Source organism: Acinetobacter sp. P37 (genome assembly GCF_057480965.1).
The window spans coordinates 192,306-213,356 of the sequence record NZ_JBLIYY010000003.1 but is presented as its reverse complement, the minus strand read 5'-3'; the positions used below and the strand labels follow the sequence as shown (position 1 = coordinate 213,356).

The 21,051-nt window shown below is 39.8% G+C and carries 21 protein-coding genes; 11 read left to right on the top strand and 10 right to left on the bottom strand.

Annotated features, from left to right (window positions below; translation table 11 throughout):
- Positions 1 to 295 precede the first annotated feature (295 nt).
- From AC25JC_RS04400 to AC25JC_RS04375, 6 genes are all read left to right on the top strand, one after another.
- Positions 296 to 1,321, top strand: a complete 1,026-nt coding sequence (locus tag AC25JC_RS04400; protein WP_180107529.1) for a substrate-binding domain-containing protein — start codon at positions 296 to 298, stop codon at positions 1,319 to 1,321.
- 100 nt (positions 1,322 to 1,421) lie between these two features.
- Complete coding sequence (gene pstC / locus AC25JC_RS04395) at positions 1,422 to 2,801, top strand: phosphate ABC transporter permease subunit PstC (protein WP_180023450.1); 1,380 nt, start codon at positions 1,422 to 1,424, stop codon at positions 2,799 to 2,801.
- On the top strand, positions 2,798 to 4,189 hold the full coding sequence (gene pstA, locus AC25JC_RS04390; protein WP_078191850.1) for a phosphate ABC transporter permease PstA: 1,392 nt from the start codon (positions 2,798 to 2,800) through the stop codon (positions 4,187 to 4,189). Before pstC ends, pstA begins: the two co-directional genes overlap by 4 nt.
- A gap of 13 nt (positions 4,190 to 4,202) precedes the next feature.
- Positions 4,203 to 5,126 (top strand): phosphate ABC transporter ATP-binding protein PstB, encoded by a 924-nt coding sequence (gene pstB / locus AC25JC_RS04385; RefSeq protein ID WP_218945842.1) that lies wholly within the window; start codon positions 4,203 to 4,205, stop codon positions 5,124 to 5,126.
- Between the two features lie 189 nt (positions 5,127 to 5,315).
- On the top strand, positions 5,316 to 6,278 hold the full coding sequence (sohB, locus tag AC25JC_RS04380) for a protease SohB (RefSeq protein ID WP_078190186.1): 963 nt from the start codon (positions 5,316 to 5,318) through the stop codon (positions 6,276 to 6,278).
- Between the two features lie 340 nt (positions 6,279 to 6,618).
- Entirely contained in the window at positions 6,619 to 8,826 is a 2,208-nt protein-coding gene (locus AC25JC_RS04375) for an Ig-like domain-containing protein (protein ID WP_486923525.1), read from the top strand.
- Positions 8,827 to 8,888: 62 nt separating this feature from the next.
- Here AC25JC_RS04375 and AC25JC_RS04370 read toward each other — a convergent pair whose 3' ends face one another.
- Positions 8,889 to 9,518: a DUF2238 domain-containing protein gene (locus tag AC25JC_RS04370; RefSeq protein WP_180115065.1), complete on the bottom strand. Its 630-nt coding sequence runs from the start codon at positions 9,516 to 9,518 to the stop codon at positions 8,889 to 8,891.
- Between the two features lie 212 nt (positions 9,519 to 9,730).
- On the opposite strand from AC25JC_RS04370, the gene AC25JC_RS04365 reads away from it, so the two are divergent.
- Positions 9,731 to 9,970, top strand: a complete 240-nt coding sequence (locus AC25JC_RS04365; protein ID WP_180023455.1) for a hypothetical protein — start codon at positions 9,731 to 9,733, stop codon at positions 9,968 to 9,970.
- 115 nt (positions 9,971 to 10,085) lie between these two features.
- On the opposite strand, the gene purB is transcribed toward AC25JC_RS04365, so the two are convergent.
- The 4 genes from purB to AC25JC_RS04345 are packed head-to-tail and all read right to left on the bottom strand — an operon-like array spanning position 10,086 to position 13,901.
- Positions 10,086 to 11,474: an adenylosuccinate lyase gene (gene purB, locus AC25JC_RS04360; RefSeq protein WP_180115066.1), complete on the bottom strand. Its 1,389-nt coding sequence runs from the start codon at positions 11,472 to 11,474 to the stop codon at positions 10,086 to 10,088.
- Positions 11,475 to 11,530: 56 nt separating this feature from the next.
- Positions 11,531 to 12,262 carry a high frequency lysogenization protein HflD gene (gene hflD, locus AC25JC_RS04355; RefSeq protein ID WP_486923524.1) on the bottom strand — a complete coding sequence of 244 codons (732 nt, stop codon included), beginning with the start codon at positions 12,260 to 12,262 and terminating at the stop codon, positions 11,531 to 11,533.
- A gap of 12 nt (positions 12,263 to 12,274) precedes the next feature.
- Positions 12,275 to 13,411: a tRNA 2-thiouridine(34) synthase MnmA gene (mnmA, locus tag AC25JC_RS04350; protein WP_486923523.1), complete on the bottom strand. Its 1,137-nt coding sequence runs from the start codon at positions 13,409 to 13,411 to the stop codon at positions 12,275 to 12,277.
- 4 nt (positions 13,412 to 13,415) lie between these two features.
- On the bottom strand, positions 13,416 to 13,901 hold the full coding sequence (locus AC25JC_RS04345; protein ID WP_180010414.1) for an NUDIX hydrolase: 486 nt from the start codon (positions 13,899 to 13,901) through the stop codon (positions 13,416 to 13,418).
- A 181-nt stretch (positions 13,902 to 14,082) separates the two neighbouring features.
- On the opposite strand from AC25JC_RS04345, the gene AC25JC_RS04340 reads away from it, so the two are divergent.
- Positions 14,083 to 14,469 (top strand): hypothetical protein, encoded by a 387-nt coding sequence (locus tag AC25JC_RS04340; protein WP_078191841.1) that lies wholly within the window; start codon positions 14,083 to 14,085, stop codon positions 14,467 to 14,469.
- Between the two features lie 131 nt (positions 14,470 to 14,600).
- Here AC25JC_RS04340 and AC25JC_RS04335 read toward each other — a convergent pair whose 3' ends face one another.
- From AC25JC_RS04335 to AC25JC_RS04315, 5 genes are all read right to left on the bottom strand, one after another.
- Entirely contained in the window at positions 14,601 to 15,143 is a 543-nt protein-coding gene (locus tag AC25JC_RS04335) for a hypothetical protein (protein WP_180065471.1), read from the bottom strand.
- 88 nt (positions 15,144 to 15,231) lie between these two features.
- Positions 15,232 to 15,774 carry a gamma carbonic anhydrase family protein gene (locus AC25JC_RS04330; protein WP_486923522.1) on the bottom strand — a complete coding sequence of 181 codons (543 nt, stop codon included), beginning with the start codon at positions 15,772 to 15,774 and terminating at the stop codon, positions 15,232 to 15,234.
- Positions 15,775 to 15,877: 103 nt separating this feature from the next.
- Complete coding sequence (dacC, locus tag AC25JC_RS04325; protein WP_078191838.1) at positions 15,878 to 17,026, bottom strand: D-alanyl-D-alanine carboxypeptidase PBP5/6; 1,149 nt, start codon at positions 17,024 to 17,026, stop codon at positions 15,878 to 15,880.
- 118 nt (positions 17,027 to 17,144) lie between these two features.
- On the bottom strand, positions 17,145 to 17,531 hold the full coding sequence (locus AC25JC_RS04320; protein ID WP_111884221.1) for an MCR_0457 family protein: 387 nt from the start codon (positions 17,529 to 17,531) through the stop codon (positions 17,145 to 17,147).
- Positions 17,532 to 17,759: 228 nt separating this feature from the next.
- Entirely contained in the window at positions 17,760 to 18,134 is a 375-nt protein-coding gene (locus tag AC25JC_RS04315; RefSeq protein WP_111884222.1) for an MCR_0457 family protein, read from the bottom strand.
- Between the two features lie 116 nt (positions 18,135 to 18,250).
- Here AC25JC_RS04315 and surE point away from each other — a divergent pair, with 116 nt between their 5' ends.
- The 3 genes from surE to AC25JC_RS04300 all read left to right on the top strand — a co-directional run bounded on the left by surE (position 18,251) and on the right by AC25JC_RS04300 (position 20,991).
- Positions 18,251 to 19,024, top strand: a complete 774-nt coding sequence (surE, locus tag AC25JC_RS04310; protein WP_111884223.1) for a 5'/3'-nucleotidase SurE — start codon at positions 18,251 to 18,253, stop codon at positions 19,022 to 19,024.
- A gap of 114 nt (positions 19,025 to 19,138) precedes the next feature.
- The gene (locus tag AC25JC_RS04305; protein ID WP_078191836.1) at positions 19,139 to 19,969 is read left to right on the top strand and encodes a peptidoglycan DD-metalloendopeptidase family protein; all 831 of its coding nucleotides are present in this window, start codon (positions 19,139 to 19,141) and stop codon (positions 19,967 to 19,969) included.
- A 92-nt stretch (positions 19,970 to 20,061) separates the two neighbouring features.
- The gene (locus AC25JC_RS04300; RefSeq protein ID WP_078190171.1) at positions 20,062 to 20,991 is read left to right on the top strand and encodes a LysR family transcriptional regulator; all 930 of its coding nucleotides are present in this window, start codon (positions 20,062 to 20,064) and stop codon (positions 20,989 to 20,991) included.
- Positions 20,992 to 21,051: the final 60 nt, after the last annotated feature.

Genomic DNA, 21,051 nt, shown 5'->3' with positions numbered 1-21,051 from the left:
CAGAAAAAGAGGAGAATTTGAAAAAAGAAAATAAGACAAAATATGACAGTGATATGAATTCTTACGAATATCAAAGTAGAAATATATAAGACCAATACTTTGATAAATTTCATTACGTATTGAAAAATAAAGAATTATATTTAAATCAATGTGCAATCATCAATTATCATAAAAGCGTCATAAAGATGTAACCTAACTGTCATACTCTAAAATCAAAATGCGTATATCGAAAAAGTACAAGACTTTATTAGAAAGTGGCGTACTCCAATAAATGCATCAATAAAGAGAGATGAGAATGCGCTTCAATCATATCGCAATTGCGTTGGCACTTTCAGGGGCAGCTGTTGCAACAACTGCAAATGCAGCTCGTGACACGATCCAAATTGCTGGTTCTTCTACAGTTTTGCCTTACGCAAGTATTGTTGCAGAAGAGTTTGGTAATACATTCCCACAATTTAAAGCACCTGTTGTAGGTTCTGGTGGTACTTCTGGTGGTTTGAAACAATTCTGTAATGGCGTTGGTGATAACACTATCGATATTGCTAATGCATCTCGTAAAATTAAAGACACTGAGCTTGCTGCTTGTAAAAAAGCAGGTGTAAACCAAGTTCTTGAGATTAAAGTAGGTTATGACGGTATCGTGTTTGCATCAAACGCTAAAAAAGCCGCATTCAAACTTCGCCCACAGCACGTATTTGCTGCACTTGCTGCTGAATTACCTTCAAAAGGTAAATTGGTTCCAAACCCATACACACGTTGGAATCAAATCGACCCAACTTTACCAAACGAAGCAATCACTTTAGTTATTCCTGCATCAAATCACGGTACTCGTGAAGTATTCCAAGAGAAAATGGTAGATGCTGGTTGTGAAACTTACCAAGCATTTGCGAAGCTAGATAAAGATGCAAAGAAAAAGGCATGTTCTACATTCCGTAAAGATGGCCGTGTAATTGAAATTGCTGGTGACTATACAGAGACATTGGCACGCTTAAAAACTTCACCTAACGCTGTAGGTGTATTCGGTTTAGGTTTCTATGATCAAAACCGTGACAAATTACGTGTAGCGACAGTAAACAATGTTGCGCCATCTGAGAAAACAATTCTGAATGGTTCTTACCCTGTATCACGTCCATTGTTCTTCTATGTGAAAGGTGAGCATCTTAAATCAATCAAAGGCTTGAAAGAATTTACAGAATTCTTTGTAAGCAAAAAAGTATCTGGTAAAGGTTCTAAGCTTGAAAAAGCAGGTCTGATTTCAATGTCTGACAAAGAACGTGCTGCGGTACTTGCAAACTTCAAAGCGGGTAAGGCTGTTAAATAAAAGTATGGAATTAGCCAATGGCAGGGTCGACCTGCCATTGGTTTTTTTGCAAAGAAACAGTTTTTTCAAAATGTGTCATTGAAGAAACAGTGGAGATTACATGAATCTGCTCCTCATTGGTGTGTTACTGGCGATTATTGCCATTGCCTATCAAGTTGGCTTAACCAAGAGTCGTAAACTTGCAGGTAAAGGGAATAACTCAGCAATGCTGCATTCTCGACCGGGCTATTATGGTGTTTTGGTCGCTTTATGGTGTGGGATTCCCGCTTTTTTAATCTTGATTGTTTGGAACTTGGTTGAACCGAGTATTTTTCAACATGTTATTTTAAATAATGTTCCTGAAAATATTCGTTTAAGTTTAGATCCTGCAAGCACGAGCGTAATGGTTGACCGCGTTCAAGCGATTGCTTCTGGTTTTGGAGTAAGTGATACGCCAGCTGCATATGAACTTGCAGCAGCAGAACAGTTAAAGAAAATTGAAAGCATCGGCTCATATGCAAAATTGGCCGTTGTGATTTGTGCGGCATTGATTGGTTTAGTCATGGCTAAACGCCGCATCGCAGAAAAATATCGTGCACGTAACCAAGTCGAAAAAGTCATTAATATCGCATTGGCATTATGTTCCGGTGTCGCCATTCTGACAACAGTTGGCATTGTGATGTCGATGTTTAGTGAAGCCATGCGTTTCTTTAGTTTTGTCAGTCCACTAGATTTCTTCTTAGGCACTGAATGGAACCCAGGTTTTAGTACATCAGGGAATGCCGAAGGTAGTTATGGTTTGCTGCCACTCCTTTGGGGCACACTCATGGTTAGTGGTATTGCACTACTGGTTGCTGTTCCAGTTGGTCTGATGATTGCAATTTATTTGGCTGAATATGCAAAGCCAAGTTTCCGTGCTTGGGCAAAACCTGCCATAGAAGTTCTCGCAGGTATTCCAACCATCGTTTACGGTGTATTTGCCTTAATGATTATTGGACCCTTTGCAAAACAGCTTGGCGCATATATTGGACTCGATATTAATGCAACCAGTGCTCTAACAGCAGGCTTTGTGATGGGGATTATGATTATCCCATTCGTTTCATCATTATCTGATGACATCATTACTCAAGTTCCTCGCGCGCTTCGTGACGGTTCACTCGGTTTGGGTGCAACAAAATCAGAAACTATTCGCCAAGTAGTGATACCTGCAGCTTTGCCGGGCATTATCGGTGCATTCTTATTGGCAGCATCTCGTGCAATTGGTGAAACCATGATTGTGGTACTTGCAGCAGGGAACAGTCCTTTACTACACATTAATCCGCTCGAAGCAGTGTCTACAGTCACCATTACCATCGTAAACCAATTAACAGGTGATACAGACTTTGCGAGTCCTCAAGCATTGGTTGCTTTTGCACTCGGTTTAACACTGTTTGTGATTACCTTAGGGCTGAATATTGTTGCACTGTACATTGTGCGTAAATACCGTGAGCAATACGAATGAGTACGACGAATACATCAAACATGGATCAAAAATTTGATTCACATGCAGCCGCTGAGCTTCGTGAAAAACGTAAGAAAATCATTGAAAACTCTTTGGCGAAAAGACATCGTAAAGAAAAGACCTTCCGTGTCTTGGGCTTTAGTGCAGTAGTGACTGGTTTATTTTTCGTCGTGCTATTGTTTGGCAGTATTTTAGCCAAAGGCTTACCAGCATTTTGGCAAAGCTCAATGACGGTACCTGTATTTTTTGATCCAAACATTGTCAAAGTTGGTGCGAAACCAATTCAAAAAGAAGGTGAATCACCTGCACAGTTCCAAGAGCGTTACATTGCTTGGCAAACTGAAATGGGCATGGTGGATTGGGATGCGCTCATCGTAAATGGCATCATAGCAAAAGATCCAGCAATTGCCTCACAACGTGATGATCTCAACAGTTTATATACAAGTTCAGAAGCTTATCGCTTACGTGACATGGTAATGGCAGATCCGTCATTGATTGGTCAAAAACAAGATTTTAAAATCCTTGCAGATGCTAATGTCGATGTCTGGTTGGCTGGTAATATTGACCGCAGCTTGCCTGATGAGCAGCAACAATTGAGCCCAGAAGTACGCCAACTTGCAGATAAACTTAAAGCTGATGGTGTTATTACTAACTCATTTAATACTGAAATATTTAAGAATCCAGACTCTCGTAGCTCACCTGCAACTTCAGGTTTAGCTGGGGCGTTTATGGGGTCGTTATTTATGATGCTGATCGTGATCATTATTTCGATTCCAATTGGTGTAGCATCTGCAATTTACTTAGAAGAGTTTGCACCTAAAAACTGGATTACCGATGTTGTCGAAGTCAACATTAACAATCTAGCAGCGGTTCCTTCGATTGTCTTTGGTTTGCTTGGTGCAGCGATCTTTATTGGTTGGATGCATATGCCGCTTTCGGCTCCTGTGGTTGGTGGTTTAGTCTTAAGTTTGATGACTTTGCCAACGGTCATTATTACCACACGTGCTTCACTAAAAGCTGTTCCTCCATCGATCCGCCAAGCCGCTTTAGGTTTGGGTGCATCACGTTTACAAACTGTATTTCACCACGTCTTGCCACTGGCATTACCAGGTATCTTAACTGGTGCCATTATTGGTGTTGCGCAAGCCCTAGGAGAAACTGCTCCATTATTATTGATTGGTATGAGTGCCTTTGTAGCAAGTGTACCAGCCACTCCTTTAGATCAATCCACTGCATTACCTGTACAAATTTTCCTTTGGCAAGGTAATGAGCTACGTAACTTCTTTGAAGGACGTACCGCAGCAGCAATCATTGTACTTCTTGCTCTCATGATCGGCTTAAACAGTTTAGCCATCTGGTTACGTAAGAAATTTGAAGTACGCTGGTAATTGAGGGCATTATATGAATAGCGTCGTTACAACTGAAAAGAATTCCTTATATCAGGATAAGTCCGTGAATCCAGAACAAACACAATTTACCTCTGCTCAGGGCAGCCAAAAACAAACCAATACTGCGTTTGTGTCACAGTTCGATACGCAATCTAGCGCGAAAAAAGATGCGAAATCGAGCAATGTGAAAATCAGTACCAATGATGTGCATGTGTACTATGGCGAATCTGAAGCGATCAAAGGCATTGATCTGAACATTTATGAAAATGAAGTGATCGCCTTTATTGGACCGTCTGGTTGTGGTAAGTCAACTTTCCTGCGTACGCTCAACCGTATGAATGACACGATTGATTCTTGTCGTGTGACAGGACAAGTGCTCATGGATAATCAAGACATCTATGATCCAAATCTAGATGTAGTGTTACTGCGTGCCCAAGTGGGTATGGTTTTCCAAAAGCCGAACCCATTTCCAAAGTCAATTTTTGACAATGTCGCTTATGGTCCTAAACTGCATGGATTGGCACGTGACAAATACGATATGGAAGAAATTGTTGAAAATAGCCTACGTAAAGCAGGTCTTTGGGATGAAGTGAAAGATCGTTTAAACCAACCGGGTACGGGACTTTCAGGTGGTCAGCAGCAACGTTTATGTATTGCGCGAACTATTGCAGTCAGTCCTGAAGTGATTTTGATGGATGAGCCTTGTTCAGCACTCGATCCGATTGCAACAGCAAAAGTGGAAGAACTCATCACCGAGCTATCCGCGCAATATACTATTGCGATTGTGACGCATTCGATGCAACAAGCAGCGCGTGTATCTGACCGTACCGCATATTTCCATTTGGGTGATTTGATTGAAGTGAATTCCACTGAAAAAGTCTTTACTCAACCGGATCATCAATTGACTGAAGCGTATATTACCGGGCGTTTTGGCTAATCTAGTCTGTCTAAAAAAGAGCCTAAAGGCTCTTTTTTTATGAAGTCAATAATTAGGTCAAAAAGTCCTGATAGAAATAAAATACTCAATTTGGCTCAATGAGAATTATTTTCAAAAAATAGATTGAATTTTTGTGATGCAACCCACATGTTATACAACATAAATATGAATTAAATGAGTTTCAATTTTATGCTATTTCATAATCCCAAGTTACCTGCGGAAATTCGTGTAAGTCACTTAAATGCACGTATTAATGAACAACGAAAAAAAATTGCGCAAACCACTGCATCTAAACTTGAGCTGCTGCAACTAAGCCAACAATTATCAAAAGAAGCGCGTGCACGTAAAAAGAATAACCAAAAAATTTATGTAATCGATTTTAATGGTGATACCGCTGCATCTGCGGTAACAAGTCTACGTGAAGAAATTACCCTAATCTTAGCGACAGCAAAAGCTGGGCGCGACCGCGTGGTTTTACGTTTAGAGAGCCCAGGCGGGATGGTGCATGGCTATGGTCTGGCTGCAGCACAATTGGTACGTTTACGTGATGCTGGATTTAACTTAACCATTTGTGTGGACAAAGTTGCTGCAAGTGGTGGCTATATGATGGCCTGCATTGCAAATGAAATAGTTTCAGCTCCATTTGCAGTTGTGGGATCGATTGGCGTGGTTGCACAAGTGCCAAACTTTAACCGTTTATTGAAAGAAAAACATATCGATTTTGAACTGTATACAGCAGGTCAGTTCAAACGTACCGTCACTATGTTTGGTGAAAATACGGCTGAAGGTAAAGCCAAATTTGAAGAAGAGTTGCAGCAAACGCATAACTTGTTTAAACACTTTGTTGAAAAATACCGTCCTCAGCTCAATGTCGATAAAGTTGCAACAGGTGAGCATTGGTATGGGCAAGATGCCATTGATCTTAATCTAGTCGATAAACTGCAAACGTCAGATGAATATCTATTAAGTCTCATGCCACAACATGATGTATATATGATTGAAACCCGCAAAAAGCCAACACTTGGTGAGAAGTTGGGCTTACAAGCAGCACAAATTGCGGATTCCTTGGTTCCTGCAGTCATGTCTAAAGTGATGGAGTCATTGAGCAAAGCCAATTCGAGTCTCGTGCAGTTGCGTGATCCTAAACTCTAAAATCGTTTTTGTTATGATGTCTTTAAAGCTCACTTCGGTGAGCTTTTTTTATTCTAAATGACGCTACTTTGAAAATTGCAGCAAGCGCGGCTAATAAACAGCAATCATTTATAAATACTTTGATAATTTTGATTATCCAAACTTGGCTGAATCTAAAATATTAAAATGGATAGAACCATAGAAACCGCTGTTATTGGCGTAGAATTTAAGGTGAAAAATTAAATAAATATAATTCTGATGAATTTACATCCAGAATGGTTTGTCTGTTCAGCACCAATTTGATAAGGTACTTAACTAATTATTTATTAGATGTTTATTACATAATAACACTGAGGGCGAAATGACAAAAATTGTCGTGATATCAAAGAAAGATCAAACGATTTTAAAAGAAACTCAGGCCACAAAAATACAAATATCTCAACCGTCCGTTATTCAGTTAGAACTCAAGCCAGCCGATATTCAGTCGATCCATAGGGTAGGTAATCAATGTGTGATTACCCTGAAAAATGGTCAAAAAATTGTGATTGATGATTTTTATACAGATGACTTTGGCTCTGATAATTCTTTGCTCGTGCATAGTGGGCCAGAGCAATTTGAATTGGTTGAAATGGATGTCGATGGCAAAACAATTAGCTATCGTTCTGTGAATGAATTTATGCAACCTTTAGCTGCATCGACTCAATTAAATCAGGCGGCAACACCAGCTCAAGCTACAGAAGTTGCAAGTGAGGATGATGGTTCACCATCGCTACTTAAGGCGGGATTGGCGATCTTAGGTGCAGAAGCGGTATATCTGCTGGCATTTGACAAAGAAGATGATAAATCCTCTAGCAATGACAAAACAGCGCCAAGTACGCCAACTGGAAGTTTTGATAGTGACGGAAAAGTCGTGTCCGGTAAGGCGGAAGTGGGTGCAACGGTTTATATCGTAGATGCGAAAGGCAATACGATTGGTCAATCTAAAGTAGATGCCGATGGCAACTATAAAATTACTTTAGATGACGCGATTACAGACGGCAATCGCGTAATTTTGTACGCTAAAGACAAGGCGGGAAATAGTTCACAATCGACGATATTGACGGGTAATAAAGATACAATTTCGCCGGACGCGGCAAATGCACAAGTGGATGAAAGCGGTAAGTTTGTCTCTGGTTTTGCCGAAGCGGGTGCAAAAGTTTATGTTTATGCTGCAGATGGCACAACGCTTTTAGGTGGGCCTGTGACTGCGGCAAGTGATGGCAATTTCTCCATTGCATTAAGTAATACTTTACAAGCAGGTGAGACGGCTAAAGTCATTGTAGAAGATAAAGCCGGCAACAAATCTGAAGTGCAGTCAGTTGAGATGGGCAAAGATACGCTTCGACCTGATCAACCTAAGATTGAAGTGAATAAAGCCGGAACTGAACTGGTTGGTACTGCCGAAGCCAATAGCACCATTCAAATATTAGATGCAAATTTACAAGTCATTGCTACCACTACGGTAGATGCCAATGGTCAATTTAAACTGACATTGTCCCCAGCACTGTCGGATAGTAATAAGACAACTATTATTGTGGTTGATGCAGCAGGGAATCAATCGTTACCTTTAAATGTCACTGCTGGAACGGATAATACGGCACCCGTTGCACCAACAGCAATAATCAATACTGATGGTACAGAGGTGTCGGGAAGCGCTGAAATTGGTGCCAAAATTACCATTAAAAACAGTGCAGGAAATACGCTTGGTACCGCAACTGTAGGTGACGATGGTCGCTATACGGTGAAATTAAGCAGCGCAGTAACAGATAATAATGTTGTCCAAGTGACTGCGACAGATGCCGCTGGCAATAGCTCAAAGAGCACGCAAGTGATTGGTACAAAGGACACCATTGCGCCATCCGCGCCGACATTGACGACTGTGTATGATGATCGCGAGACAACAAAGCTCACCATTAAACAGGGGGAGAGCACTCAAGATTCAACCCCAAGTTTTGAAGGCAAAGGTGAGGTAAATGCCACGATCACCATTTATAAAAATGGCGTCGCAGTGGCAACGGTCAAAGCAGATACCAGTGGAAAATGGTTGTATACACCAGAATCTGACTTAGCGGCAGGTAAGTATAGCTATAGTTTTACCCAAACGGATGCGGCTGGAAATACCAGTGCCAAAAGCTCTGCATTTGATTTTACCGTTGAAGCGATGACAGTTGCCAAAGCGAGTTTATTCTTGATGTCAGAAGAACAGGCTTCGGTTGAATTACATGATCAGGCATCACTGTTAACAGATGATAATACTGTGTTTGATGTACTTGCGCAGCACAGTGTTTCGAGCTTTGGCTTAAATGAAACAAGCTCTTTTATTTCTGATGATCAAATCGATTTGAACGGCTTATTGAGCAATCAAGAGCCAAACAATGCTCTTGATGAAATATCAGATGATTCATCTTATTTATATCCGTCTATCAATCCTGTATCGGGTGGGACAGCAGTTTCGAATGCAGCGTTCCAAACAGCATGGGGCACATTAGATCCGTTAGATCAATCCTTAAATGTGCTACCACTCTATTAATTATTAATACATCCATTCATGAATATAGCGATAAAAAAGCACTCGGATGAGTGCTTTTTTATTTAAGATTTTTTCAGATTGAAATATAAAAGGCCGCCAGTGATCATCGCACCAAATGTTGCAAGCAGCATATCTTTATGCGCATCCCAAATATCACCTTGTTGCCCATTGTAATTTTCAGCGTCCTCTGGTGATAAGCCAATGGCAATCAGCCATTCGATCCATTCATAAAATAAACTGGTCGCCATGACGAATTGTACGACCAATAAAAAGAGTGTTCCGGCTTTTAACTGCGGTAGCCAGATTTGAAATATGCGATAAAAGAACGGGTAGAGCAGCAAACCATAGGCAAGATGTACAAGCCGATCATACATATTCCGAGTCCATCCCATGCTTTGGTCAAGGTTGAAACCGAGGAGAGCTTGTGTCCATTCAGAATAAGGCACATAAGAATATAAATAATGGGCACCAATGACATGAATCAGTAAAAAGCCAAGATACAGACAAACTGTTGTGAAAGTTAGCCCTATTTTATAGAGGAAAACGAGCAAAACGATCAGCATAAACGCTGTGCCGATTTGATGGAGGATATACGCTTCCATTTCTAAAGGTTGGATACTGGCGATCACAATGGCAAGCGTTAATAACGCAAAAGCTAAGATGTGCTTAAGTTTTAATTTGAAATCAATCATGAAAAGGCAAAGCTCAAAATTTTTATCGGTGTGCAGTGGTTATAATTCGCGGCAAGTATAGCCATAATGCGATGAAAAGTGTTAGTTAGACGGCGCTAGAATTTGTGCATTATTTTTTCAAATGTCATCAGTTCGCTACTAGGGATAAGTATTTTCAAAAAGATTGTATTAAACTCAGATGTATATCGAAGTTTATGTATTTGGAAGTAACTATGGCCGTTGTTGAGGCATTTATTGCGACTCAAAATTGTTATTTTAACTATGAGTTTGAAGAACTTAATTTAACAGATGATTTTCCAGAAGAGCTCTCTGTGTCTTTGCGCGGCATGATGTTTCGCCATGAGATTCAATATCCCGATGCCACATATTATGTTTATTATTCAGATGTTTTAACAGGCTGTGAATTACAACGGATGAAAGATGATTGGGCAAAATATTGCCCTGCAGAATAAAATTACGTCTAAATTTTCTATCTCCTTGCGGAGCATGCTCCTTATCTCAAAGAGAGAAGAAGTATTATAAATAAAAAACGAGGCATGAAGCCTCGTTTTTTTGATCTATCTAAAATTAGATTTTAGAAATAAGATCTTTAATGTTTGCTGCTTGAGTTGATGCATTACCTGTATATGTTGCAGGTGTCATTTCTGCAAGACGCGCACGGTCAGCAGCAGGAACAGCTTCAAGCTCATTACCATTTACGAAATCAACCATCATATCGCGAGTCATTGCTTGACCACGAGTGAGGGCTTTAAGTTTTTCGTATGGTTTTTCAACTGCATAACGACGCATAACAGTTTGAATTGGTTCAGCAAGAACTTCTTGAGCATGGTCAAGGTCTTCAAGAATACGTTGAGCATTCAATTCAAGTTTGCCAATACCTTTAGAGCAAGCTTCAAATGCGATCAAGCTTTGTGCGAAACCAACGCCCATGTTACGAAGAACAGTAGAGTCAGTTAAGTCACGCTGCCAGCGAGATACAGGAAGTTTTTCACCAAGGTGAGCCAATACCGCATTCGCAATACCCAAGTTACCTTCAGAGTTTTCGAAGTCAATTGGGTTTACTTTATGCGGCATCGTTGAAGAACCAACTTCACCTTCTTTCAAACGTTGTTTGAAGAAACCAAGTGAGATGTAGCCCCAAACGTCACGGTTAAAGTCGATCAAAATGGTGTTGAAACGACGTAGCGCATCAAAAAGTTCCGCCATGTAGTCATGTGGTTCGATTTGAGTGGTGTACGGGTTAAATTTTAAGCCTAAAGATTCAACAAATGCTTGTGAATGAGCAGGCCAGTTAATTTCAGGGTAAGCAGAGTAGTGCGCGTTGTAGTTACCTACTGCACCATTGATTTTACCAAGTAATTCAACTTGTTTGAATTGTTTGATTTGACGTGCAAGGCGGTAAGCCACGTTCGCCATTTCTTTACCCAAAGTTGTTGGGCTTGCAGTTTGACCGTGTGTACGAGACAACATTGGTTGTTCAGCGTGTTGTTCAGCCAAAGCAACGATTGAATCGATGATTTGCTGCATTGCTGCAACTAAAACTTCACGGCCATTTTTAAGCATTAAAGCGTGAGACAAGTTGTTGATGTCTTCTGATGTACATGCAAAGTGAATAAATTCGCCTGCATTTTTAAGCTCATCGATATGTGCGATTTGCTCTTTTAAGAAGTACTCAACTGCTTTTACGTCATGGTTTGTTGTACGTTCAATTTCTTTAATGCGGTTTGCATTGTCTTCAGAGAAATTTGCAACGATTGCGTCAAGTGCAGCATTCGTTTCAGCACTGAATGCTGGAACTTCAGTGATTTCAGGACGGTTTGCAAGCGCTTGTAACCAACGCACTTCAACAGTCACACGAGCATGGATTAAACCAAACTCAGAGAGGAAGGGACGTAGAGCATCACATTTGCTTGCGTAACGTCCATCTAATGGAGAAAGTGCGGTTAAAGCGTTCATAGCGATTCCTTAAATTTTGGAATTAAACGTAAAACAAAAAGCCCGTACTGCATCAGTTAAACCACCTGATACTGTAAACGGGCAAGATCTTGAATATCTTGGAGCAGCTTACGCTTACTTAAAATCATACCCCATGAGCTACCACCGAGCTGACGCCATAAATGTGCCATTTGTAAGCCGGTAAATAAGGTGGCGCGAATGCGATTGGTATGAGAGGTGTCTTTAAATGCTTCGGCATTACCACGAACCATAATACGTGGATTAATTTGGCCAGCAGTTTCAATATAGGTTTGCGCTAAATTGGCAATGATACTTGGATGTAAATAATTATTATCGAAAAAGGAAAGCTGTCTTAGGATTTTTTGTTGGGATTGTTCAATGGTTTCGACAAATTTGGGATTGCTGTAGACTTTCTTTTCTAACTGTAATAACGCCATCGCATACGTCATGGGTAGCTTGGTATTAGCAAGTTTAGGCAGTCTAGATTTGGGAGATGTATTGAAGGGTTGAGTAATGCTACTTTCTAAGGTCTTTAAACCCAGTGAAATATCCGCCAAACTACTAAAAAAATCGAGCGTCTGACTAGACTGATTCGACTTGGGACGGATATTTAAACTGGCTTTAATGAGATGTTCAAAATAAAAGTTACCGCTTTCCCCGATACTCTGTTGCCCAGTCAATGCAGTCATGTGGGTCAACTGTGTTGCTTGAAATACAGCAGCTAACGCCAATGCACGATTTTGGCGAGTATTCAGAGTCTGAGGCTGTTGAAACGGTAACTCTGTCATCCGAAACAATCCTTATACAATAAAATCCGGTTTAGGCGCATTGGTATGATGAATCACACCGCCACCTAAACAAACTTCACCGGTGTAGAACACCACACTTTGACCCGGTGTAACAGCACGTTGTGGCTCATCGAATTCGACACGCACACCATTTGGCGCTGTAGAGTCTTTAAATAATGTACAGTCTTGGTCAGGCTGACGATAACGAGTTTTCGCTGTGCAGCGGAAACCTGATTCAGGAATCTCTTGTTCACCAGCCACCCAATCAATCGCTTCAGACCATAAAATGGTGCTTTGCATGAGTGGATGTTCATGACCTTGACCAACGACTAGGCGGTTACCTTCGATATCTTTATGCAGTACAAACCAAGCGCCTTCTTCAGCACCTTTTAGACCACCAAGACCGATGCCACCACGTTGGCCGAGCGTATAGTACATTAAGCCGTGATGTTCACCAACCTCTTTACCTGTTTCTAAGACGATTTTTCCGGGTTGAGCAGGTAAATATTGCTTTAAGAAGTCATTAAATCGACGTTCACCAATAAAGCAGATGCCAGTAGAGTCTTTTTTCTTCGCAGTGGCTAAACCAAGTTCTTCAGCGATTTTACGCACTTGAGGTTTTTCAATTTCACCCACAGGGAATAAAGTCTTGTTAATTTCACGACCATGCACTGCATGTAGGAAATAGGTTTGGTCTTTGTTGTTGTCTAGACCACGTAGTAGAGGAGCATACTCTTCACCACGTGAATTTTTTAGCGTTTCACCACGGCGGCAATAGTGGCCTGTCGCAATAAAGTCAGCACCTAAGTTGACAGCATGGTCTAGAAATGCACGGAATTTAATTTCTTTGTTGCAGAGAATATCTGGGTTTGGTGTACGACCTGCGGCATATTCTTCTAAGAAATGCTCAAAGACACGGTCCCAATATTCCATCGCAAAGTTTGCGGTATGAAGTTTGATACCAATTTTGTCACAAACGGCTTGAGCATCGGCAAGATCTTCCATTGCCGTACAGTATTCCGTGCCGTCATCTTCTTCCCAGTTTTTCATGAAAAGACCTTCAACTTGATAACCTTGTTGAAGTAAAAGTGCTGCAGATACAGAAGAATCTACACCACCAGACATACCGACGATGACACGTTGTTGCATAGGATTAAGCATCCAAATTTGAAATTAAGGGAGAATTTTGGTGCTCGTAAATGAGCGATAAAGGAAATTTTTGACCTGAAAGAGCATCTTGTACAGCTTTGATGACTAATGGACTGCGCGCACGGGCAGACTCAATGAGTTCATCAAGCGTCATCCATACTGCACCGACAATACCTGTGTCTAACTGTGCATCGGAATGGTACTGAATGTCCTTAGCTAAGAAACAGAAACGGAAATAAGTACGATCAGGGAACATCGGAGGAGTATAAGTATACATGCCTAGGAGGTTCGTGATTTCTACATCGTGACCTGTTTCTTCCATGGTTTCTCGAATGGCTGCTTCAATAATGGTTTCGCCAGCTTCAACATGACCTGCAGGTTGATTAAATACAGTATGGGTCACACCTTCTGTATGTTCTTCAACAAATAGGAATTTTCCGTCTTTTTCAACGACTGTCGCAACAGTGACGTGAGCAGTCCAAGCGGTCATAGAAAAGCACCATGGGGTAAAAACGCTATTCTACAAAATTTAGGGAGCGGTGGCTATGATTGATTTTTTTCTTAATTTCCTTGAGATGCGTTTCAATATTGAAGTAAGAAGAACGTGGAGGAATCTAGTAAGATAAATCCATTGTACATATCTTCACACTGAAAATTATTTTGAGAATTAGATGAAAATACTAAGTTTATTTATATTTGTTATGTTAATGGTTAGTTGTACGGCAAAAAGCGGTGCTGATGAAAATTTATTGCTTGTAGATGATGCAATTCTCGACGTTAAACAAACGCTGCCAAAGAAAAATAATGCATATACAGTTTGGAAAGATATATACAGAGATGGTGCAACTATTAAATTAATATATCAGATGGATAATTATACATTTCCAAAAGATAAAATATATTTGTTAGAAGAGTATGCAAAATCAGATTCTGTAAAGAATGTTATTTGCAAATCTTTATTGGAAACATTTGGTTGGGATTATTCTGTAGAGTCAATTACATATGATATGAATGATACAGTTTTATTTTCTTTTGTTTATAGTAAGAAAAATTGTTAAATAAAAGTGTATTGTTTAATTATTTAGTTAAATTATATTTTTGTCCAGTACTGACCGAATTGTTATAGATTTAACATTACAGCTTTTTAAAATACTTGCTTTAAAAAGCAGTAATGTTAAATATTTAATTTTTATTCAATGAAGGGAATTTTACTATCTCGAGGAAAATCTGGGAATAGTGTGTAAATCATATCAGGATTCTTTTGCAGACCCGCACCATCAATGTATTTCCACTCCTTACTTTCAATTGGACGTACTGCAAGCATGAAGGAAAGATCACCTGTCATTTTTCGGCCATTCATAGAAATCGTGACTTGTTTGGGTATGGCACAAAACTCATTTCTACCAATGATATAACTTTGTTTTGGAGGATGAGTGTCAACTTGAGAGACATATATTTTATTTTGTTTAAAGGAGTTTGCAGCAAGTTCTAATATGGCATTATATTTATCTTTACCACCTGCATAATTGATAATAGATGAATCTGTTTTTTCGGTGATTAATGCATAATTACCCTTATTTAAGGCTGTGCCGATATCTTTAATTTCTTTGGCAATGATTTTTTCATAATCATCTTTACACTGCGTTGAATTCGCAAAAGCAGTGTTAGAGGTTAAAATTACGCCTGCAAAAAATATTCTAGTAATTAATAAAGTATAAGGTTTAATCAACATTAAAGAGTTACTCTGTATTTGAATTTGTCTGTCAATGAAGCATTGAGACATAAGCTGGAACTGTTAAAATTAAAAACGAATGCGTATATTATTTATTTTGATCAAGATAATTATTCGACACTTTCACATAATTCTGCGCTGAATACGGTAAAAATGCTTTTTCTTTATCGGTTAGTGGGCGGGCTTTTTTGACTGGACTGCCCACATATAAATAACCACTTTCCAAAACCTTATTTGGTGGAACAAGTGAACCAGCACCAATCATCACATCATCTTCAACAATTACATCATCTAAAATAATCGTACCTATACCGACCAAAACACGATTACCAATGGTACAACCGTGTAATTTCACATGATGACCAATTGTCACATCTTCACCAATAATCAGTGGAGAACCCTCAGGTTTATCGGCTTTTTTATGACTCACATGCAACATTGAATGATCTTGCACATTAGAGTTTTTACCAATACGAATATGGTTTACATCACCACGAATCACAGCAAATGGCCAAACAGAGACATTTTCAGCCAATACAACATCGCCAATCACGACTGACATTTCATCGATATAGCAAGAGTCAGCAATACGTGGAACAGTGTCTAAATAAGGGCGAATGTTTTGGCTCATAGGAAAGTCATCTACAGGTTTTTAGGCAGTATAAAATAAAAAAGCACCTAGACCGAAATCTAGATGCTTTCACTTTAGTCTTAATATCGAGTTTTCATCAAACTTAGAATAAGTTGCTAAAGAATTGTTTGATGTGATCAATCATTTTTGCAAAGAAACCAGCTTCTTCAACATTTTGTAGAGCTACAAGTGGTTTTTCAGCAATGACTTTGCCATTAAGCGTTGCAACGTATTTACCGACCACTTGACCTTGTTTTAAAGGAGCAGTTAATTTTGGTTGAACAACCAATTGAGTTTTAATGGCGTTCGCTTCGCCTTTAGGCATCGTCACGTTAAAGTTTTCAGCTAGACCTACTTGAACTTCATTGTCTTTACCGTACCAAACTTTTGCTTTTGCAAGCACTTGTTTAGCAGGTTGAACTTTTACAGTTTCAAAGTTTGCATAACCCCAAGCTAAAATTTCACGTGTTTGAGATGCACGTTCGTTCATGCTTGGCGCACCAAAGATCACTGAAATTAAACGTAAAGGACCACGTTTAGCTGAAGTCGTTAAGCAGTAGCCCGCTTCTTCAGTATGACCAGTTTTTAAACCATCTACACTTGGGTCAGTATAAAGCAGGGCATTACGGTTGCCTTGCTTAATGCCATTGAACGTAAATTCTTTTTCAGAGTAGATCGGATAGTATTTTGAACTGTCATGAATAATATGTTGCGCTAGAGTCGCCATATCTTTGGCAGTCGAGAAATGACCTTCAGCTGGCATACCTGTCGCATTGATGAATTGAGTATTCACCATGCCAATACGTTTCGCTTCTTGGTTCATCATGTGGGCAAAGGTGCCTTCATTGCCAGCAATATGTTCTGCCATAGCTTTAGAAGCGTCGTTACCCGACTGAATGATAATGCCACGTAACATTTCTAATGCAGTTGCAGTACCGTTGAGCGGAACGTACATACATGACTCAGTGCTGCTGCCGCGACACCAAGCCGACTCATTCATACGTACTTTTTCATTTTCAGTTAGTTCACCGCTTAATAACTTTTGTTCAATGATGTAACTGGTCATCATTTTTGTCATTGAAGCAGGAGCTAATTTTTCGTTTTCATTTTTAGAAGCAAGGATTTGCCCTGTCTCATAGTCCATCAGCACATAAGATTTATTATTTAATTCAGGTGGTGCAGAAAGGACAGTTGCCGCGAATGAAAAACTAGGTGCAAGTAGTAATGCGGCAAGGGCGGTTTTTCGGGTCATTCTGGGTGGTTCCAATAACTTAGGTATAAGCACAAAGAGCCTAGCATTTTAGGACAAAGCTAGGCGGACTGCTATGGGGTGCAAGCGCTTATTTTAAAAGTATTGTAACCAATTGGTATTATTTGCTGTAAGCAGTCAATTCTTTGCAAATCGCACCATTTTTCTTATCGCCAGCTTTCTTCGCATCAGACTGCGCTTCTTTTAAAGCGTCTTTAAAACTTTTTTGTTTGCTGAGTTGCTGTAAAGCATTTACTGGGTTCTTTTCATTCGGCATATATTCTTTAGCTAATTTTGCATAACCCGCTTCAAACTTTGGTTGATCTTTGTCATTCACCAATTTTGGGCAGACTTCAGATAGTACATAGATAGCTGCAAGTTCTTGACTAGTCACTTGAGGTGTAGGGGTGACTTCAATTTTTTCATCTGCGGCATGTGCAGACATGGTAGTGAAAGCAAAAGCAGAAAGGCTAAGGGCACAAAGAGATTTTACAAAGGAGTTTTTCATTTAAATAACCTGTTAAATAAACTAAAAGATATCAAATAGCTAAAATTTATTTGCTTAGCTTAATCGTATTTCTGGTAGAGATCAGTAGAAAATTGTATTGAAGCTGTTTAAAAATCAATACATTGTGAAAGAAAAAAGGATGAGGCTATAAGGCTTCATCCTTTTTTTGGCAGGTTTGATGCAATAAGGACTAACCTATTTAGAGGACGTCCACAGCTGAATGATCAATTAACCTTCATAACTTAAAACGTCATCACAAACTGATTTTTGCTCAGCTTTATCAGTTTCTTTAGCAGCTTGACGCGCTTCTTCAAGAACTGATTTATATTCGCTGTCAGACTGTAATTTTTCTAATGTCATTGATTTATCAGAATAATCAGCAAGATATGTTTTAGTGAGTGCTTGAATGTTGGCATCAAATTTTGCATTTTGACCAATAATCGCAGGGCATACTTCTAACATGACTTGTGCAGATGCAATATCTTCTTTTACGATGGTATTGGCTTCTTCTTGAGTGAAGTCATTGTCTGCGACCACAGTTTGAGTCATGCAAGCTGCTAGAGCAAAGCTCAATAAACCACGAAGTGCTACGGTTTTATTCATTTTGTACACACACATTTATGCTGGATGTTGAAATGTAAATATATATAATTATTCATATATTTCAATAAAATGTTCTTGCGAGTCATTTTTAATTTTTTAGTAATGGAAATTTAGTTGTGAATATTTTAATTGCCAATGATGATGGCGTTTTTGCTCCCGGTATCCAAGCTTTAGCACATGCATTGCGTCCTCTCGGTCGTGTGGTGATTGTGGCGCCTGAAAGCGAACGCAGCGGTTTTTCAAGTGCTTTAACTTTAGATCGACCATTACGACCTGTCGAAATTGCACCGAATATGTGGGCGGTAAATGGTACACCTGCGGACTGTGTGTATTTATCAATGAATGGTCTGTTTGATTTTGAATTTGATCTGGTGGTGAGTGGAATCAATAGTGGCGCAAATCTGGGTGATGATGTGCTGTATTCAGGGACAGTGGGTGCGGCATTTGAAGGCCGTTTAATGAAACAACCTGCGCTAGCCGTCTCTTTGGCTGGGCCAAATGTGCGTAGTTATAATAACCCAGAAGATTATGCAGTCGCCGCGCAATGGGTGCATGATTTTATTGCCAATGGACTACCTGCGCTACCTGCACGACATATTTTTAATATTAATATTCCAGATGTTGCTGAACTTCAAGGCACCAAAGTGACCTATCAAGGAAGACGTTTACAGTCCAAACCGATTACCAGTCATGTAGACCCGCGTGGTCGTCAAGTCTATTGGATTGGATTGGCAGGCGAGGCAGTGGCAGAGCCTAAGAAAGGCTTAACCGATATCGAGTCAGATTTCTTTGCCGTGGCAAATGGTTATGTCAGTGTAACGCCTATACAAATGGATGCTACAAACTATGAGATTTTGAATAACTTACACGCAGAGTTATCTAAAATTTAAGTATTAGTGTTATAACTTTGTGAAAATGGTTATGCCGCAACTTTTTTAGAGTGGATTTTTGCTAATCTTAGCCCATTCATAATGACTATATTTGAATTATTAGTGAGGAAGATGATGTCCCTGGTGTCACAATATCGCGTTATTACCGCTCCTGCAGCATTATTTAAGACCCTTGTTTTATCTGCTGCTGTGGTTACAACTTTGGTCATGACTGGCTGTGCGTCAAAACCACAAATTAATAATGCGACCCGTTATGCGACTGCTCCGGATTATTATACAGTTCGTTCGGGAGATACTTTAAGTGGCATCGCAGCTCGCTATGGCTTGAGCTATGTCAGCATCGCAGAAATGAACGATATTGCCCAGCCTTATCGCATCTATGTTGGACAATCCATTCGCCTTAAAAATAGTGGCTCTCGTCGTACGACGTCTACACAAGCCATGACTCAAGCGGCACCAATTCAACGCCAAACGATTGCAATGCCAACGCAAACAGCGCCGGTGACTCAAGCTTCAACCACTCCATCGACAGTGACGCGAACTACAGTTCCAACGCCAGTGGTCAGTTCTTCAAGTTTACGTTGGGTGAGTCCAGTATCGCGTCCTACGGTATTACAAGGCTATAACTTAGCATCGAATGTGAAAGGAACACGTTACGCAGGTAATACAGGTGATCCTATTTTTGCAGCAGCTGATGGTCAAGTGGTCTATGCCGCCGATGGTCTTAAAGAGTACGGCAATTTAATTTTGGTGAAGCATATTAATGGCTATATCACTGCATATGCACATAACAGTAAAATGAATGTCAAAAGTGGCGATACTGTGAAAGCAGGGCAGCAAATTGGTGAGATGGGTTCATCGGGTACCAACCGCACGATGCTTGAGTTCCAAGTGCGTTTAGATGGTAAACCAATCAATCCAACTTCAGTTTTACCAAATAATTAAATATATAATGCAAAAGCAAAATATCCCCGTATAATACAATGAGTTGCTTTTATCGAAAGATGAAGCTTCTCATAAGTTTATGAGGGAAATTTATGTTAGATCAACTTCGAGCAATGGGTGTCTTTGCTTGCGTTGTGGAAAAAAATTCGTTTAGCGGTGCTGCTCGTGAGTTAGGTATTACCACGAGTGCCGTGAGTCAGCAAATCCGCTCACTAGAGCAGGATATGGAAGTCATTCTTTTACATCGTTCAACACGTAAGTTAAGTTTGACAGAAGCTGGACAAGCTTTTTTTCATAGTTGCCAAGAGATGCTATCTGCCGCAGAGCGCGGCAAAATTCGTATCAATGAACTTCGTGACGACTTAGTCGGTGAATTACGTATTGCATCAACACCAGAACTTTGTGCGAATCATGTGATTCCTGCATTGTCACATTGGATGTCGGCACATCGCGGTTTATCCGTTCATCTAGAAGCAGATAATCAATATATCGACTTAATTGATGGCCGCATTGATATTGCGCTACGAATGAGTTCAAAAATTGATGATCAACAGTTTCATGTGGTGCCATTGGCACATGTTGAACAAGTTCTCGTTGCAGCACCAAGCTATATCAACCAAACCAGTTTAATTACACGACCAGAAGATTTACAAAATCATGATATGGTTCAAATAAATTTGGTTAAAAACTTTCAGCATTTTGCATTTGAAAATGCAGTGACTAAAGAGCAGGTTGCATTGGATGTGCACTCCCGATTTACAACAAATAATGTATTTGCTGCAAAAGCAATGTGTCAACAAGGACATGGCATTGCAAGAATATTATATCTAGATACGCAAAAAGACTTATTAAACGGTTCTCTTGTTGAAGTTTTACCAGAATGGCGTTTACCATCATTTACTCTATATGCGGTGATGTCTAAACGTGACCAACAGCCTACCAAGATTCATCGTTGCCTAGATGCATTAAAATTGTATTTCAGTCAATTACCAGGCGGACGTGTATACCAAGAAGCCTCATAAAAACAAAAAAAATTTGAAGAAGATATAAAAAAAGCCGCAATTAGCGGCTTTTTTTACTTT